This is a genomic window from Micromonospora sp. CPCC 205554, assembly GCF_036902745.1.
In the GTDB taxonomy this organism is placed as follows: domain Bacteria; phylum Actinomycetota; class Actinomycetes; order Mycobacteriales; family Micromonosporaceae; genus Micromonospora; species Micromonospora tulbaghiae.
The window spans coordinates 17,471-32,884 of the sequence record NZ_JBAKHP010000008.1; the positions used below are offsets into that span (position 1 = coordinate 17,471).

The 15,414-nt window shown below is 69.5% G+C and carries 15 protein-coding genes, 1 tRNA gene and 1 pseudogene; 10 read left to right on the forward strand and 7 right to left on the reverse strand.

The genetic code is table 11. The annotated features are described in order from the left end of the window. Positions 1-360 precede the first annotated feature (360 nt). Positions 361-984 carry a DUF6230 family protein gene (locus V6U82_RS13275; RefSeq protein ID WP_128138136.1) on the forward strand — a complete coding sequence of 208 codons (624 nt, stop codon included), beginning with the start codon at positions 361-363 and terminating at the stop codon, positions 982-984. 77 nt (positions 985-1,061) lie between these two features. After that, on the forward strand, positions 1,062-2,657 hold the full coding sequence (locus V6U82_RS13280) for a DUF6114 domain-containing protein (RefSeq protein ID WP_334461094.1): 1,596 nt from the start codon (positions 1,062-1,064) through the stop codon (positions 2,655-2,657). A gap of 46 nt (positions 2,658-2,703) precedes the next feature. On the opposite strand, the gene V6U82_RS13285 is transcribed toward V6U82_RS13280, so the two are convergent. Then, positions 2,704-4,374, reverse strand: a complete 1,671-nt coding sequence (locus tag V6U82_RS13285; protein ID WP_334461095.1) for a DUF885 domain-containing protein — start codon at positions 4,372-4,374, stop codon at positions 2,704-2,706. Positions 4,375-4,447: 73 nt separating this feature from the next. Here V6U82_RS13285 and V6U82_RS13290 point away from each other — a divergent pair, with 73 nt between their 5' ends. After that, positions 4,448-5,422 (forward strand): DMT family transporter, encoded by a 975-nt coding sequence (locus V6U82_RS13290; RefSeq protein ID WP_334461097.1) that lies wholly within the window; start codon positions 4,448-4,450, stop codon positions 5,420-5,422. A 3-nt stretch (positions 5,423-5,425) separates the two neighbouring features. Here V6U82_RS13290 and V6U82_RS13295 read toward each other — a convergent pair whose 3' ends face one another. Both V6U82_RS13295 and V6U82_RS13300 read right to left on the reverse strand, forming a co-directional pair. After that, entirely contained in the window at positions 5,426-6,496 is a 1,071-nt protein-coding gene (locus V6U82_RS13295; RefSeq protein WP_334461098.1) for a PHP domain-containing protein, read from the reverse strand. Positions 6,497-6,552: 56 nt separating this feature from the next. Continuing rightward, the gene (locus tag V6U82_RS13300; RefSeq protein ID WP_334461099.1) at positions 6,553-7,293 is read right to left on the reverse strand and encodes a M23 family metallopeptidase; all 741 of its coding nucleotides are present in this window, start codon (positions 7,291-7,293) and stop codon (positions 6,553-6,555) included. A 175-nt stretch (positions 7,294-7,468) separates the two neighbouring features. On the opposite strand from V6U82_RS13300, the gene V6U82_RS13305 reads away from it, so the two are divergent. From V6U82_RS13305 to V6U82_RS13320, 4 genes are all read left to right on the forward strand, one after another. Further along, positions 7,469-7,765 carry a hypothetical protein gene (locus tag V6U82_RS13305; protein WP_334461101.1) on the forward strand — a complete coding sequence of 99 codons (297 nt, stop codon included), beginning with the start codon at positions 7,469-7,471 and terminating at the stop codon, positions 7,763-7,765. Between the two features lie 72 nt (positions 7,766-7,837). Further along, the gene (locus tag V6U82_RS13310; protein WP_018786529.1) at positions 7,838-8,008 is read left to right on the forward strand and encodes a hypothetical protein; all 171 of its coding nucleotides are present in this window, start codon (positions 7,838-7,840) and stop codon (positions 8,006-8,008) included. Positions 8,009-8,130: 122 nt separating this feature from the next. Beyond that, positions 8,131-8,652 carry a tRNA adenosine deaminase-associated protein gene (locus tag V6U82_RS13315; RefSeq protein ID WP_334461102.1) on the forward strand — a complete coding sequence of 174 codons (522 nt, stop codon included), beginning with the start codon at positions 8,131-8,133 and terminating at the stop codon, positions 8,650-8,652. Positions 8,653-8,800: 148 nt separating this feature from the next. Then, a complete protein-coding gene (locus tag V6U82_RS13320) occupies positions 8,801-9,268 on the forward strand; it encodes a nucleoside deaminase (RefSeq protein WP_334461384.1) in 468 nt (155 codons plus the stop codon). A gap of 17 nt (positions 9,269-9,285) precedes the next feature. Here the strand turns inward: V6U82_RS13320 and V6U82_RS13325 are convergent, their stop codons facing one another. The 3 genes from V6U82_RS13325 to deoD form a co-directional block, all read right to left on the reverse strand. After that, positions 9,286-9,753, reverse strand: coding sequence for an acyl-CoA thioesterase (locus V6U82_RS13325; RefSeq protein WP_128137523.1), 468 nt, complete (start codon positions 9,751-9,753; stop codon positions 9,286-9,288). Continuing rightward, positions 9,750-10,388 (reverse strand): TetR/AcrR family transcriptional regulator, encoded by a 639-nt coding sequence (locus V6U82_RS13330; protein WP_334461103.1) that lies wholly within the window; start codon positions 10,386-10,388, stop codon positions 9,750-9,752. The genes V6U82_RS13325 and V6U82_RS13330 overlap by 4 nt, the downstream gene beginning before the upstream one ends. Before the next feature lie 111 nt (positions 10,389-10,499). Then, entirely contained in the window at positions 10,500-11,207 is a 708-nt protein-coding gene (gene deoD / locus V6U82_RS13335) for a purine-nucleoside phosphorylase (protein WP_043327826.1), read from the reverse strand. Between the two features lie 75 nt (positions 11,208-11,282). Here deoD and V6U82_RS13340 point away from each other — a divergent pair. Further along, a tRNA-Ser gene (locus V6U82_RS13340) sits at positions 11,283-11,369 on the forward strand. Between the two features lie 91 nt (positions 11,370-11,460). Here V6U82_RS13340 and V6U82_RS13345 read toward each other — a convergent pair. Continuing rightward, positions 11,461-11,724, reverse strand: a pseudogene (locus V6U82_RS13345) (tyrosine-type recombinase/integrase); the annotation flags it as partial. Here V6U82_RS13345 and V6U82_RS13350 point away from each other — a divergent pair. Together V6U82_RS13350 and V6U82_RS13355 are read left to right on the forward strand one after the other, a co-directional pair. Continuing rightward, positions 11,721-12,485, forward strand: a complete 765-nt coding sequence (locus tag V6U82_RS13350; protein ID WP_334461106.1) for an MrcB family domain-containing protein — start codon at positions 11,721-11,723, stop codon at positions 12,483-12,485. The pseudogene V6U82_RS13345 and the gene V6U82_RS13350 sit on opposite strands and share 4 nt — an antisense overlap. Further along, positions 12,486-14,981 (forward strand): hypothetical protein, encoded by a 2,496-nt coding sequence (locus V6U82_RS13355; protein WP_334461107.1) that lies wholly within the window; start codon positions 12,486-12,488, stop codon positions 14,979-14,981. Positions 14,982-15,414 lie beyond the last annotated feature (433 nt).

Sequence of the window (15,414 nt, forward strand, 5' to 3'; positions counted from 1 at the left end):
GCACTGCGGTCCACCCCTCCGTCGTGGAGATCTCCCATGCGGGCGACCGTACTTTACATTCGTTACTCGATTGTAACGGCGAGGTATCCGGTGACTTTCCGTCGCGCTCACCGTCATCTATGCCCGGTTTCACGCGACATTTCGCCCCCTCTGCCCCTGCTGGCCTGGGGTTCCGTGACGCGCGGTCACCTTCCCGTCTCACCCCGGTGTTACCGCCGGGTAATCGGGGGGTTGTGAGCTGCACCGCATCGGGTGCACGATCAGGCTCGATCGTTACCCGTCGGTAACAGAGGGCGGGCCCGGCGCGGGCCGCCGGTTCGGATTCCGGCCGCCGCGCACATTCGTTCGAGGAGGAACCCCGTGCAGAATCGGCTCGACAACCAGGGTCGTACCCGGTGGCGGCGGTTCGCCGCCATGATCGTGCCCACCACGGCCGCCGCCGGTGCCATCCTGTTCGGCATGTCGACCGGCGCCATCGCCTCCGACATCACCGTGTCCGGGCAGACGTTCAAGATCGGCGCCGACCGCCTGGAGGGCGAGGGCTTCAAGCAGTACGGCGGCATCGTCCGCGAGAAGGGCGAGGACGGCAAGGCCGGCGCCACGCGCCCGGTCGCGATGGCCGAGATCAGCAGCGCCGAGCTGTACAAGCTCTGCCAGTCCGTCCGCGCCGACCTGCCCGGCCTTCCGGTGGTGCTCACCATCAACGCCGGTGAGGGCAAGGACCCCGCCCGGGCCAAGGACCTCGTGATCGCGATGGACTCGCTCGAGGGCAACGCGACCTTCACCAACATCCAGATCGGGCGCGACGCCAGCGACCTCAACCCGACGGCGCAGCGGGGCTCGTTCGGCCAGAACTCCGACCGGGTGACCATCCGTGATCTGAAGCAGGTGTCCCGCTACACCACCTCCTCGACGTTCAACCTGGTCGGGCTCCGGCTCAAGGTCAACGTGGGCGACGACGCCAAGGGCAAGGAGTGCTTCTGAGCTGAGCACGGCCCGCGGTGGCCGACCACCGCGGGCCCGCCCCACCGTCCCCGTCCCCGCTCCGCCAGGAGGAGTACGTGACAACCGTCGAACCGTCCCACGCCCGGCTCGGCACCGCGGCCCGGGCATGGCGGACCTTCCGCCGCTGGCAGCGGAGCCGGCCGTTCTGGGGCGGCCTGTTCATCATCCTGGCCGGGGTGGAGATGCTCGCCTCCACCCGGTTGACCCTCAACGGCCTGAGCTTCAGCAGCGGAGCCACCGGCCTGCTCGCCCTGCTGATCCCGGGCATCCTGGTGACCTGCGGGGTGCTGCTCTGGCTCAGCCCGGCGCAGCGGCTGTTCTACTCGATCGTCGCGGCGATCACCGCCGTCTACTCCCTGATCGGGCTCAACCTCGGCGGCTTCTTCGTCGGCCTGCTGCTCGGCATCGTGGGGAGCGCGCTCGCGTTCGCCTGGGTGCCGACCCCTCCGGACGGTCCCGCCGGCGCCGAAACGGCCGAGACCGAGCGTGACGCCGACGAGCCCGGCACCACTGTGGACGACGAGTCCTCGACCGGCGTGGACGCGCAGCCCGTGGACGAGCGGCCTGTGGACGAGCGGCCTGTGGACGAGCGGCCTGTGGACGAGCGGCCGACCGTCGAGGTGCCGGTCGCCGTCCGTCCGGCCGTCGAGCAGCCGACTGCCCAGCAGCTGGCCGTCGAGCAGCCGACTGCCGAGCGGCCGGGCGGGGAGCGGCCGGTCCCTCGGCAGTCGGTGAACGGGCAGGCGGCCGGATCCGACGGCGGTCCCCCGGAGTGGGCAGGCCGTTCGGCGGACCCGCGTACCTTCGGCATCGTCCTCGTGGTGCTCGGCCTCGCCGCCGCCGGCCTCGCCGTGCAGCCGCGGGCGGTGCAGGCCGCCCCGGGCAAGCCCGCCGCGAGCGCCTGCCCGTCGAAGCCCGCCACTCCGTCGTCCGCACCCTCCGCGACGCCCACCCCGACGCCGAGCGCGAGCCCGACGCGGGAGGGCAACATCATCACCGACTTCTTCGACGGGATCGGCGACCTGTTCAAGGGCGGCAGCGGCAAGAGTGCGACGCCCTCGCCCACGCCGACCGCGAGCGGGTCGGCGGCCCCGACGAGCAAGCCGACGACCCGTCCCGGCTCGACCGACTGCCCGGTGCCGGGCAAGCCCGGCAAGGAGGAACCGGCGAAGCCCGGCACTGTGGAACCGGGCAAGCCGCTGCCGCGTATCGCCGCCGACCCGAGCCTGCCGAAGGTGGGTCAGCAGCCGTCGAAGCTCACCGGCTCCAAGGTGACCATGACCGGGCTGCGGTTCGAGGGGATCACCGACCTCCAGACCGAGCAGGGCGTGCTCAAGGTGCTGAAGTTCAGCATGAAGGAGGCGGTGACCGACGACTTCCTGCTGGTCGCCGACGGTCCTCGGGGCCGCACCCAGCGGTACGCGACCGACCGTCTCACGGTCCGCGACGACGTCGCGTTCTACTGCACCCGGTTCGTCGGCAAGCTCGCCGGCATCAAGCTGACGCTGACCCCGGACCTGCCGTTCCCGGACGGCCTGCCGGTCACGCTGCCCATCCCGGTGACGTTCACCGACCCGGTCATCGACCTGGCGTACGTCACCAGCAACACGCTCACCGGCCGGCCGACGCTGCGGCTGACGCTCGGCGCCTGACGCGTGCGGGTGCCGGCGGGACCAACCGCCGGCACCCGGTCTCGGCTCAGATCCGGGCCAGCGCCTTGCGCAGCGGGTCGAGCCCCAGCGAACCCAGGTCGAGCGCCTGGCGGTGGAACTCCTTGAGGTCGAAGTCGGCGCCCTTGCGGGCCTTCGCGTCCTCCCGGGCCTGCAACCAGATCCGCTCGCCCACCTTGTACGACGGCGCCTGGCCGGGCCAGCCCAGGTAGCGGTTCAGCTCGAAGCGCAGGTTCTCGTCCGGCACCCGGCAGTGCGCCCGCATGAACTCCCAGCCCAGCTCCGGCGTCCACCGCTCGCCCGGGTGGAAGCCGAACGGGTTGTCCTTCGGGATCTCCAGCTCCAGGTGCATGCCGATGTCCACGATGACCCGGGCCGCGCGCAGCGCCTGCCCGTCGAGCATGCCGAGCCGGTCACCGGGGTCGTCGAGGTAGCCCAGCTCGTCCATCAGCCGCTCGGAGTAGAGCGCCCAGCCCTCGCCGTGCCCGGAGACCCAGCACAGCAGCCGCTGCCAGCGGTTGAGCAGGTCGGCCCGGACGGCGGTCTGCGCGACCTGGAGGTGGTGACCCGGCACGCCCTCGTGGTAGACGGTGGTCACCTCGCGCCAGGTGGAGAAGTCGGTGATGCCCTGCGGCACCGCCCACCACATCCGTCCCGGCCGGGAGAAGTCCTCGCTCGGGCCGGTGTAGTAGATGGCGCCGTCGCTCGTCGGCGCGAGGCAGCACTCGATCCGGCGTACCTGCTCCGGGATGTCGAAGTGGGTGCCGTTCAGCTCGGTGACCGCCTTGTCGGCGAGCGCCTGCATCCAGTCCCGGAACGCCTCCTTGCCGCGTACCGTCCGTGCAGGGTCGGCGTCGAGCGCGCGTACCGCGTCGTCGATCGAGGCGCCACGCCCGGCGATGCGCGCGGCCACCGCCCGCATCTCGGCCTCCAGCCGGGCCAGCTCGGCGAAACCCCAGGCGTACGTCTCGTCCAGATCGACCTTCGCGCCGAGGAAGTACTGCGAGGCCAGCTCGTAACGCTCGCGCCCGGCGGCCTGCTTCTCCCGGCCCGCCGGCGCCAGTTCGGTGCGCAGAAACTGCCCGAACTCGGCGGTGGCGGCGGTCGCGGCGGCGGCGCCCTTGCGCAGCTCCGCGCCGAGCGCGCCGTCGGCGTCGATCCGCTCGACCAGCCCGTGGAAGAAGTTGTCGCCCTCCGGGTCGACCCAGACCTCGCACTGCTTGGCGACCTCGACGAGCTGCACCCGCGAGCTGACCCGTCCCGCCGCGGCGGCCTCGCGCAGCGTGCGCTTGTAGCCGTCCAGCGCGGACGCGAAGCGGTTGAGCCGGGCGGCCACGTTCGCCCGGGCCTGTTCGCCGTCGGTCGGCATGAGGTCGAAGACCATCCGGATCTCGTGCAGCCCGCTGGAGATCACGTTGACCTCGCTGCCGGTCTCGCCCGCGTCGTAGCGGGCCAGCTCCAGGCCGAGGCGCTCCTGCATGGCCTCCTGGGCGGTCCGCTCCGCCTCGGTCTCCGGCTCGGTCACGTCGAGTTCGCCGAGCGTGCGACGGGCCAGTTCCGCGCGGGCCGCGTAACCCTCGGGCGACAGGTCGTCGAGCTGGTCGTCGTAGCCGGCGATGCCGACGTAGGTGGCGCCGGTCGGGCTCAGCGGGGCCCACTCGGCCACGTACCGGTTGGCGAGGTCATCGATTCGTCCCACGAGGCGACCCTACGTGACGCCGCATCCGGAATACCGCGCGACTTCGTCGTACCTCTGCGGCAGAGTGTCAGGGGTGAACGTCGAGATCACTCCTGACCGCGCGCCGGTACGCAGCTGGCTGCCCGGGTTCGTCGCGCTCGCCGCCATCTGGGGTTCCAGCTTCCTGTTCATCAAGGTCGGCGTGACCGAGCTGCACCCGGTGCACCTCACGCTCTACCGGGTGGCCACCGGCGCACTGACGCTGCTCGTGGTGCTCGCAGTGCTGCGCGACCGGCTGCCCCGCGACCCCCGGGTGTGGGCGCACATGCTGGTGGTGGCCGCGTTCGGCGTCGCTGTGCCGTTCACGCTGTTCGGCTACGGCGAGCAGCGGGTCGAGTCGATGCTCGCCGGCATCTGGAACGCCACCACGCCGCTGATCGTGCTGCCGCTGGCGGTGCTGGTGTTCCGCACCGAGCGGCTGACCGCCCGGCGTGCCGTCGGGCTGGCGCTGGGCTTCGTCGGCGTGCTCGTGGTGCTCGGCGTCTGGGAGGGCGTGGGCGGCGCCCACGTCGTCGGCCAGCTCATGTGCTTCGGCGCGGCTGCCTGCTACGGGCTGGCGATCCCCTACCAGAAGAAGTTCGTCGCGGGCAGCGCGTACTCGGGCCTGTCGCTGTCGGCGGCCCAGCTGCTGGTGGCGACCGCGCAGCTCGCGCTCGTCGCGCCGTTCGTCGGTACGCCGCCGTCGCCGGTCGGCCTCTCCCCGCGCGTGGCGGCGAGCGTGCTGGCGCTCGGCGCGCTCGGCACCGGGCTCGCCTTCGTGATCAACATGCGCAACATCCGGCTGGCCGGGGCGAGCACGGCGTCCACGGTGACGTACCTGATCCCGGTGTTCGCGGTGCTCGTCGGCGCGGTGGTGCTCGGCGAGCGGATGAACTGGCACCAGCCGGTGGGCGCGTTCGTGGTGCTCGTCGGCGTGGCGGTCGCCCAGGGCCTGTTCGGGCGGCGCCGTGCCCGCCCGGAGGCGGTGGCGCCCGCCGCCCGCGCGGCCGAACCGGCGACCCGGGGCTGACCCTCAGCCGCGTCCGGCCGTCCACTTCACCAGGCGGTCGGCGGTCCAGGTGTTCACCACCCGCTTCGCCGGTACGCCGCACAGCGCGGCCCGCTCGCAGCCGAAGCGCTGCCAGTCGAGCTGGCCCGGCGCGTGGGCGTCGGTGTCGATGGCGAACCGGCACCCGGCCTCCAGCGCGAGGCGGATCAGCCGCTTCGGCGGGTCCTGCCGCTCCGGCCGGGAGTTGATCTCGACGGCCACGTCGTGCTCGGCGCAGGCGGCGAAGACGGCGTCCGCGTCGAACTCGCTCTCCTTGCGGGTACGCGCCCGGTGCCCCCGGTCGCCGGGCCCGGTCACCCCGGCGGGCCGGGAGGAGACCATCCGCCCGGTGCAGTGCCCGAGGATGTCCAGGTGCGGGTTCGCGATCGCGGTCAGCATCCGGCGGGTCATCTTCGCCCGGTCGTCGTTGAGGCCGCTGTGCACCGAGCCGACCACCACGTCCAGGCGGGCCAGCAGGTCCTCGTCCTGGTCGAGCGAGCCGTCGGCGAGGATGTCGACCTCGATGCCGGTGAGGAGGCGGAAGCCCTTCGGCAGCGCCTCGTTGACCGCGGCGACGTGGTCGAGCTGCTTGCGCAGCCGCTCCGCGGTCAGACCCCGGGCCACAGTCAGCCGCGGCGAGTGGTCGGTGAGCACCAGGTACTCGTGGCCCAGCTCGACCGCCGCCAGCGCCATCTCCTCGATCGGTGAGCCGCCGTCGGACCAGTCCGAGTGGGTGTGGCAGTCGCCGCGCAGCGCGTCCCGTAGCTTCGCCGCCGCCTCGTCCAGGTCGGTGCCCTCGGTCGCCAGCAGCCGGCGCAGGTAGACCGGTTCCTCACCGGCCAGCGACTCGGCCACGCAACGGGCGGTGACGTCACCGACGCCGGACAGCTCGGTCAGCTTGCCGGTGCGGGCCCGCTCGGCCACCTCGGCGGCGGGCAGCGCGCCGAGCGTCTTCGCCGCCGACCGGAACGCCCGGACCCGGTAGGTGGCCTCGTTCGCCCGTTCCAGCAGGAACGCGATCCGGCGCAGGTCGGCGATGGGATCCCGGGCACTCATGTCCTGGAACCTACGCGCATCCGCCGTCCGCCGCGTGTCCCCGCGGCGCGAGTCGGTCAGCCGCTGCGGGTGGACCGGCCCGGCGAGGCCGGGCAGCCGTGCTTGCGCTGCCAGGCGGTGACCTCGGCGACCGGCGAGCGGTTGCCGCCCTTGCGCCAGGAGTTCAGGTACGGCGCCGGCCAGATCACGCCCCGGCGGATCCACCAGTCGTCGGCGCCGGTGCACTTCGGGGACAGGCCGAAATGCAGGTGGCAGACGTTGTTGGCGTTGCCCGTACGGCCCACCTTGCCGAGCTGCTGCCCGGCGCGCACCCGTACCCCGGCGTCGACTCCGGCGGTGATCGCGCTCAGGTGCGAGCCGTAGTAGCGCACCCCGTCGTCGCCGAGCAGCGAGACGGAGAGCCCGCCGTTGTCCGGGCCCAGCGGCCCGCGTTTGTCGAACCGGTCGACGCGGCTGACCTCCAGGACCACGCCGTCGGTGACCGCCACCACCGGTTCCCCGCAATCGGCGAACACGTCGGTGCCCGGGTAGCCGCCGTGCGTGGGGTGGTAGTCGACGTTGCCGGCCCGTACCGGGAAGACCCGCTTCACGTCCGTGCGCGCCGGCGACGGCGCCGCGGACGAGGACGCGACCGGCGAGGCCGGGTCGGCGGGCTGCGCGGCGGTCGCGATCGGGCTCGGTTCCTGCCACCTGTCGGCGCGCCCGGTGGGGGAGCCGCACCCGGCGGCGAGTGCCGCGACGAGCAGCAGGACCGGGTACGCCGGCAGCGTGCGGCGTCCGATCGATGGCGAGCGCATCCGGTCATCCTGACAGACCACTACCGTAGGGACGAATGCCGAACGCGGGACGGACGGTCCGGGAAAGGGGGCGGCGGTGACGCACGGATGGCACGGCGGACCCGAGGGGACCGGTCCGGGGGCGTTCCCGCCACCGCCGCGTACGCCCTCGGGGTTGTTTCCGTCGAGCACGTCGATGCGGCCCAGCTACCGCGAGCCGTACCCGGTCACCGGTGCCGGCGTCGCGGTCGGCGCGCTGGTCGCGTTCGCCTGGTTGCTGTTGTTCGGGCTCCTCGGCAGCGGCGTGGCCGGTTACGCCTGGTGGACGCTGCTGGCCGGCGGCCTGGCGTGGCTGGCCGCCGCGGTGCTGGTCCGCCACGGCGACCGGGGGGTGGCGACGGGCGTGGCGATCGTCACCGCGGGTGGCTGGAGCATCGCCGCGGCGATCGTCGCGACCCGGTGGGCGCAGACCGGAGACTGGCCGCTCTGGTGACCTTCGGTGCCGGTTTCGCTGCGTAGCGAAGGCCACCTTGACGTACGCCTGAGGACGGTCCACGCTCGCGGTATGGCCTGGACCACACCGCCGCGGCTCGACCCCGACCGGAGCCGCCGTCGCCTGCAACTCCTCGCCGAGTTGGCCGGTGCCCGTGCGGTACAGCAGCGCCAGCGACCGCAGCGGGCCCGCACCGAGCGGCTGCGCCAACTCATCGCCACCCGCCGGCGCGTCGTCGGCTGACCGGCTTTCTCTGAAGGAACGGCCGGCCCATACGGGGCGTTGACCGCTCGCCTGCCGACCCGACCGGTTAACGTGCATCGCGTGACGTGTCGGCGTGCTGCCGAGGCCAATTTGGGGGGACCGTGTCGTACTTCGCTGCTGCCGTGGCGCGCGTCGACGGCGGCTGGACCGCCGGTGAGGTGAGCCTGCGGGGCGTCACCGACATCGAGGAGGTTGCCGACCGGCTGCGCGACGTCGAGCCGGACGCCGACCTCTCGCTGCTGTTCGTCGAGGCCGACGACACGTACCTGGTCGTCCTGCGCCTGGACGAGGGGGAGGACCTGCGGGTCTTCGGCTCGGACTCGGCCTACGCGGAGGAGTCCCGGCTGGGCGCGCTGCTCGTCGGTGACCTGAAGACCTCGGTGACCGGCCTGGAGGACGTCGACGAGCCGCGCGCCTCCGGCGACGACGACACCGAGCAGCCCGCTGTGGACCCGGAGGCAGACCCGGTCGGCGACGCGGACCTCCTCGCCGACCTGGGCATCCCGGCGCACAAGCTGCTGGCGCTCTGCGCGCACGAGGGCGCCATGCCGGCCGATGTGACCGCCGAGATCTGCCAGGTGCTCGGCTGCGCGGACGAGGTCGAGGAGCTGCGTGAGGTCTGAGCCCGGGGAGTCCCTGACGCCCGGCGCCGCCGAACCGGCCGACGCGACCGATCCGGCGCTGGAGACCGTACGCCCGGGGCAGCCCACTCCTGGCCGGGCCGCTCGCGTCGGTCCCGGCGCCGACGAGGCGCTCGCCGACCCGGGCGCGGTGGGCCGCCGGCAGCGGCACGAGCTGTGGATGCGCCGGGCCCTGGAGGTCGCGGTGACCGGCCCGGACGATGCGAACCCCGACGCCGACGACGTGCCGGTGGGCGCGGTGCTCTACGGCCCCGACGGCGCCGAACTGGCGATCGGGCGCAACGAGCGGGAGTTGACCGGTGACCCGACGGCGCACGCCGAGGTGCTGGCGCTGCGCCGGGCCGCGCAGCGGCTGGGCCGCTGGCGGCTGGACGGCTGCACGCTGGTGGTGACGCTGGAACCGTGCACCATGTGCGCCGGGGCGATCGCGCTGGCCCGCGTCTCGACCGTGGTGTTCGGTGCCTGGGAACCGAAGACCGGCGCGGTCGGGTCGCTCTGGGACGTGCTGCGCGACCGCCGCGTCACGCACCGCCCCGAGGTGTACGGCGGCGTGCTGGAACGCGAGAGCGCGGCGGTGCTGCGCGCCTTCTTCCGCTGAGCGGTTCTGGTCTTGTCTCAGGCGCCGGTCGGCGTGGGGCGGAGCAGGGTCGCGGCGATCGCGCGGCCGACCTCTGTCCAGGCGGTCGGGCGCAGGGTGGCCGGGTCCAGCCGGACGATGGACCGGGTGCCGGTGGCGTGCACGGTGGCGCCGTCGGTCGAGCGGAACTCGAAGGCGTAACGGGCGCTGCTGGTGCCGAAGTGCTCCAGCCAGAAGTGGACCGCCACCGCGCCGACGCCGATGACCGGCGCCCGGTAGGTGATGGTGAACTCGCGGACCGCGTGGAACACGTCCGGGGCGGCGTGCACGTCGCCCCGGAAGGCGACGCCGCGCTCGGCCCAGTAGGGCGTCAGGGCGCGTTCCAGCAGCACCGCGTAGCGGGCGTTGTGCAGGATGCCCATCGCGTCGAGGTCGTCGAAGTGCACCGGCACGTGCTCGACGTGCCCGAACTCCGCGACCGGCCGGTCGGTGGTGGCGTGGCTCATGACTGGCCTTCCGGTAGCAGGGCCGGATCCGGGCAGAGCGCCCGCAGCCGGTTCAGCAGGCCCTGGCGGGCGTGCCGGTAGGAGGCGTCCGGGTCGAGCAGACGGGACCGCATCACCGCGCTGATCCCCAGCGCGTCGATCTCGTACGCGAGCAGCGGCACGTCCAGGTCGGCGGGGAGTTCGCCGAGGTCGACCGCCTCCTGGACGAGACGCTCCAGCAACGCGGTCCACCTGCCGAACGCCTCGGCGAGCCGGTCCCGGACCGGGCCGGGACGGGCGTTGTACTCGAACTCGGTGTTGGCGAAGAAACAGCCGCCGGGCAGCACCCGGGCGGCGTAGAAGTCGATCCGGGCCTCGTGCAGCGCGCGCAGCCGGCGTACGCCCAGTGGGGCTTGCAGGGCGGGGGCGACGATCCGCTCCTGCCACTGCGCGACCGCCCGGTCGACGGTGGCGAGCTGCAGCGCCTCCTTGGAGCGCCAGTGTGCGAAGAGGCCGGACTTGCTCACCTCCAGCCGGTCGGCGAGCTGGGCCAGGGACAGGCCGTGCAGGCCGACCTCGGTGGCCAGCGCCACGGCGGTGTCCAGCACCGCGGTGCGGGTGCGGTCGCCGCGGGCGACGCGGCCGTCGGAGGTCATGCGGTCAGCGTAGGGGAAAGAAGCACGACCGGTCGTATTTATTTTTGTGACCCGGGTAACGCGAACCGCCCCGCCACCTTGCGGCGACGGGGCGGCCCAGGATCGATCGGGTCAGGCGATGATGGTGTCCAGCGCGATCTCGACCATCTGGCCGAACGTCTGCTCGCGCTCCTGCGACGTGGTCTTCTCGCCGGTCTTGATGTGGTCGCTCACGGTCAGGATGGTCAGCGCGCGGGCCTTGAAACGCGCCGCGATCGTGTAGAGCGCCGCCGACTCCATCTCCACCGCCAGCACGCCGTAGTCGGCGAGCGTGTCGTACAGGTCCGGCCGGTCCGTGTAGAAGGCGTCCGCCGCCAGGATCGGCCCCACCCGCATGCTGATGCCGCGCCGCTCGGCCACCTCGACCGAGGTACGCAGCAGCCCGAAGTCGGCCACCGGGGCGTAGTCGATCAGCCCGTCGAAGCGCATCCGGTTCATGTTCGAGTCGGTGGACGAGCCGATGGCCGCCACGACGTCCCGCAGCTGAAGATCCTCGGTCAGCGCGCCGCAGGAGCCGACCCGGATCAGCGACTTCACGCCGTACTCGTTGACCAGCTCGTGGGCGTAGATGGAGGCGGACGGCATGCCCATGCCGGAGCCCTGGACGGACACGTCGACGCCGTTCCACTTGCCGGTGAAGCCCAGCATGCCGCGCACCGTCGTGTAGCAGCGGGCCCCCTCCAGGTAGGTCTCCGCGATCCACTTGGCCCGCAGCGGGTCGCCCGGCATCAGGACCCGCTCGGCGATCTCTCCCGGCTCAGCGCCGATGTGCGTACTCATGGCAAAGATCCTGCCAGGCCGGGCCGAGGGATACCGGTTCGGCGTCCAAGCCGGCGGTCCTGTACCCTCGTCGGCGGTGGCGTGTCCGAGTGGCCTAAGGAGCACGCCTCGAAAGCGTGTGAGGGTTTACGCCCTCCGCGGGTTCAAATCCCGCCGCCACCGCTCGTGAAATGCGAGAAAGCCCGGTCGATCCGCGAGGATCGGCCGGGCGTTCCGCTTGTGGTCTCAGTTTCGGTCTCAGTTTGTGCTCAAGAGGCCGATTTGGCCTCTCCGGCGGGGTGTCCCAGAGCAGTCCGCCGACGGGCTGCGCGATGTCTCGCCGGACCTAGGCAGTGAGGTGTTGGTACCGGGCCGCCATCGCGGAATTGGGCCAGCCCATGATGCCCATCACGGCTCGCTCGGCCACGCCGAGGATCAGCACCCCCCTGGCGGCGGTGTGGCGAGCGTCGTGTAGCCGGCCGTCCCGCAAGCCAGCGAGTTTGAGCAGCCGCTTCCACTCGTCGTAATCGATCAGTGGAGCTACATGCAACCATTAGTGGCGGGACGGCGGGCGGCTGGCTGAGTCGTACTGTCGTTAACCTCCCTAAGATCCGTTGCTATGGATTTGGGGGCGCACTCTGTTGTGTTCAACTGAAGGCCTACCTGCACTCGCAGGGGAGGGACCAGCCTGCGCAGCAGCACCTACAGGCGGTCCGGCGTGAGTTGCCAGCGCTCGTGCCGTCGGGGATGAAGGTGCTCGCCAGCAGCGCCGGCCAGAGCTTGCCCGTGGTGCCGTGGATCGCTGTCCTCGATAGCAATGTGACCGCTACGGCACAGCAAGGGCTCTACGTCGTCCACCTGTACTGGCCGAATCTCTCGCGGCTCTACCTGAGCATGAACCAGGGCGCGACCCAGCATCAGCGGAACGCCGGAGAGGCCGGTCTAGCCGGTGTCGCGCGGGACCGGGCGACTCTGGCCGAGCTCCGGGCGGACGCGGCTCTGCTGCGCAAGCACCTCAGCGATAAGGTGTCAGCCGACCTGAAAGAGGCAATTGAGTCGGGCCTTATCAAGGCGGCGGCCAGTTCAGTGAAGGCCAAGCCCAAGTTTAAGCCCAAGCCCTCAGCGTTCCGTCCCAAGACTCCCGCAGGGTACCGTGCCCAGATGAAGGCGTTTGTCCAAGACCGCAAGCCACGTAATGAGGCTCTGCTAAACGACTTCGCGAAGCAAGCCAAGGCCGCCGGGCTATTGGCCGCCACCAAGTTTCCGTCCGCAGTTGCTAGCGCATCGGATGTGGTGTGATTGAGCAAGAAGCGTAAGCTGACTCGCGCAATCCTGGATGTAAGGCTTGCCAAGGTTGTCTCCGAAGTTCTTATTGCAGCTGCAGTGTCTGCGGCAGTCAATGTAGCGACTGGGCGGCCCGAGCTAGCCACTATCGTCTTGCTGGTGTGTGCGATACTGCTCCACTTGATCGTCAGCCTTGCCGCTACCGTCTTTTCCCAAGCGCCGAAACAGCAAAGTGAGCCGTCCAATTCCGAGCCCGCCAGTGACCGCACACGAGAGGAGGTCCTGGCGGCTATGGCCCACGAATCGGCTATTCGAATGCGCGAGCGTTGGGAGTCTCTTCAACTGCCATCTGAGGTCGTGGACGGGCTAGAGTTCAAGATTGAGGAACTGTTACCGTCGATGGAGCAGTTGCAGTCTGGCATCGCGCTTTTTACCGGAGACCTTGGCTCCGGAAAGTCTACATTGGCGGAGATTGTTCACCGCCGCGCGATCTCTGCGGCGCTGAGAGATCCCGCCGAGCGCTGGCCCATCCTCGTTGATACGCGAAGCGCTGCGCGGGATGGCCTGACTGCGATCGTCGAACGTAGTTTGCCGGAGGGTTACGCGGCCTTTTCCTTGGTGGTGGACGGACTTGACGAAGTTGGCCTAGATGCTGCCGAGGAAATCCTCAAAAACGCCCGCTCGCTGGCGCTCGGCTCTCCACGATCCAGGATCGTAATTTTCGCACGGCCCGGTTTCGTCAGATGGCGCGACTCGGCTCCAATACCGCCGCTCTCTGAGACGCAGATCGGCCAGATCTTAGAGATAGTAGCTGGAAGAAGGCTCCATCCGAGCACGCTCCCTCGGTCTCTCCGGCCCGAGCTTCGGAAGCCGCTTTTTGCGATTCTGGCGGGGAGATACTTCTCTCTAGACAGGCCGCGGTCGGTTACTCCCGCCGGCCTCCTGGCCATCCTGGTAGAGGACGTCCTTGCCAGAGAAAAGCGGCCAGGGGTTGATGTGTACGAAGCCCTCCGCAATCTCGCCTGTCGCACGACTGAGTACGGAGGGCGGGTGCCTGAGTCAGAAATTGGTCCCCTTGAAGTTCGAGACACCCTAATCGCTACTCGCTTGGTTGTAAGAAGGAACCGACTTCTGGGGTTTCCCAGCCCTGTCATTGAACAGTACTTCGCCGCGCAGGCCCTACTTGCGGGCGAGGTTCCAATTGAGAGGCAACTCAGTTCCCTGGGCATCTGGGAGCGATGGCGTTTGGCCTGGATGCTTGCGGTTGCAATCGGAAGCTGGGAGCAGAGTCGATCTTTGATTTCCCCGCTTCTCTCGGTAAGCCCTGGGATCGCGTCGTGGTTAATCGGTGAGACAGTTCCAAAGTGGCAGTCCCGCGGGGAATCGATGGAAGAAGACGACCCCCTTGCCCTGCCACCGGCCGATGTGCTGAAGGAGCGGATTCGAACTTCGCTCGACGTATGGCAGAAAGCGATGCCCGTACCCTTCGAACTGCTCGCAGCTCGCTACGGACTTTCGTGGGGTTCGGTCCAGGTGGAACTGGCAGTAAGCGCCAACATGGCAGACTTCCAGATTTGGCAAGCGCATTCGAGCGCTGGAGACGATACCTCCGGGCAATCCAAGCGTTTGCTCTGGCATCAAGCCATTGGCTGCGCGAGTCATCCGGCCTGGCCGTGGCGTTTCGTCCAATCGGTCGTGAGCCGTGTGCTTGAAGGATTTATCAAGAATTTTTCGCGCAATCCGGACGTTCCCTCGCTAGAGCCGGAGTGGTATCGCGAGGTCGCCTGCTCGCTGCTTCCGGGCGGGTTTATCGAAGCCTCATTGATCGGAGCAGCTGCGTCCGTTGAGAAGGCCAGATCGAAGGCTGGCGAGCTTCTCGGGATATTGTTGGAGTGCAATGCTGACGTTGTCCAGATCGGGCGCAATAAAAAGTACAGCCGGCACCTCTTGCAGGTAATTTGTGATCTGTCGGATGCCCAGCTGACCCGCGTGATGGAGGGGCCGTACCCGGGAGCTGACAGGGCCCCGCTTGATCTGGAGGGGTGGAACGGTTACTCCCCGGATCGTTTGGCGCTTCGGTTCACAGCCATCTATCAGGCGGCGTTGGCAGGGTACGGCGAACTCGTGTCGGAGTTTTTCGCCGATATGACCTCCATGTTGAATCGGCAGAGCTTGAGGCCGATTGAGATGAGCGGTGACGTCCGGGTTCTAGATCTCGGTGCACATGTGCGTTACAAGATTCTTCCGCTTGTTGAAGGCTCGGAGGAAAAGGTCGAAATTCTGCCTTTCGCAGGAGATGAGGAATTCCCGGGTCATTCGGATGAATTTCTGGATGAGTTCCGCAAGCGGAGGGCTCGCCGGGCGGGGCTGCCATCTTGGACGATTAACACGCTCGCTGGCGGCGACAGATTCTCGGCGCTTCATCAATTGCCCGCAACTAAGCTTGTCGTCGAGTGGATCTGGGGCGATCTCAAACAGATACACCTGGTAGAGGGGATGGCTCCGCGGTAGGGTCTACGGTGTGGTCCACTAGCCGCAAGTGCAAGTGCAAGTGCAAGTGCAAGTGCAAGTGCAAGTGCCGAAAGCCGTCAGGGGTGGCCAGCGCCGCGACCCGCCAGGCGCGAGGAGGCTGGGCAGGTCGTCTCGGTGGTCTAGGCTCTGGTCTCGTTCGCTTGCGTTTGGCTGCGTTCGCTGACTTGCCGTTTCTCATGGTCATCGCTGGCCGCCGATGGTTTCCGGTCCGACTCGGGCGGCGGATCGCAGACCTCGAAAGCGTGTGAGGATTCACGCCCTCCGCGGGTTCAAATCCCGCCGCCACCGCCTTTGAAGAGGCGCAGCGCCGGTAGTCCCAGGAGGACTGATCCGGGCGCTTCGTCGTTTCCGGCTTTCTCCAGTCGCCGTCGACTGATGCCGCTTGGTGGGCAGCGGCCCCGGCGGCTCGGTG

What these genes read in the sequence shown, in the direction of transcription:
- V6U82_RS13295 (WP_334461098.1), bottom strand. Translation starts at nt 6,496, where the DNA reads ATGAGTGCCCGGGATCCCATCGCCGACCTGCGCCGGATCGCGTTCCTG.
- V6U82_RS13300 (WP_334461099.1), bottom strand. Translation starts at nt 7,293, where the DNA reads ATGCGCTCGCCATCGATCGGACGCCGCACGCTGCCGGCGTACCCGGTC.
- V6U82_RS13305 (WP_334461101.1), top strand. Translation starts at nt 7,469, where the DNA reads ATGCGGCCCAGCTACCGCGAGCCGTACCCGGTCACCGGTGCCGGCGTC.
- V6U82_RS13310 (WP_018786529.1), top strand. Translation starts at nt 7,838, where the DNA reads ATGGCCTGGACCACACCGCCGCGGCTCGACCCCGACCGGAGCCGCCGT.
- V6U82_RS13325 (WP_128137523.1), bottom strand. Translation starts at nt 9,753, where the DNA reads ATGAGCCACGCCACCACCGACCGGCCGGTCGCGGAGTTCGGGCACGTC.
- V6U82_RS13330 (WP_334461103.1), bottom strand. Translation starts at nt 10,388, where the DNA reads ATGACCTCCGACGGCCGCGTCGCCCGCGGCGACCGCACCCGCACCGCG.
- deoD (WP_043327826.1), bottom strand. Translation starts at nt 11,207, where the DNA reads ATGAGTACGCACATCGGCGCTGAGCCGGGAGAGATCGCCGAGCGGGTC.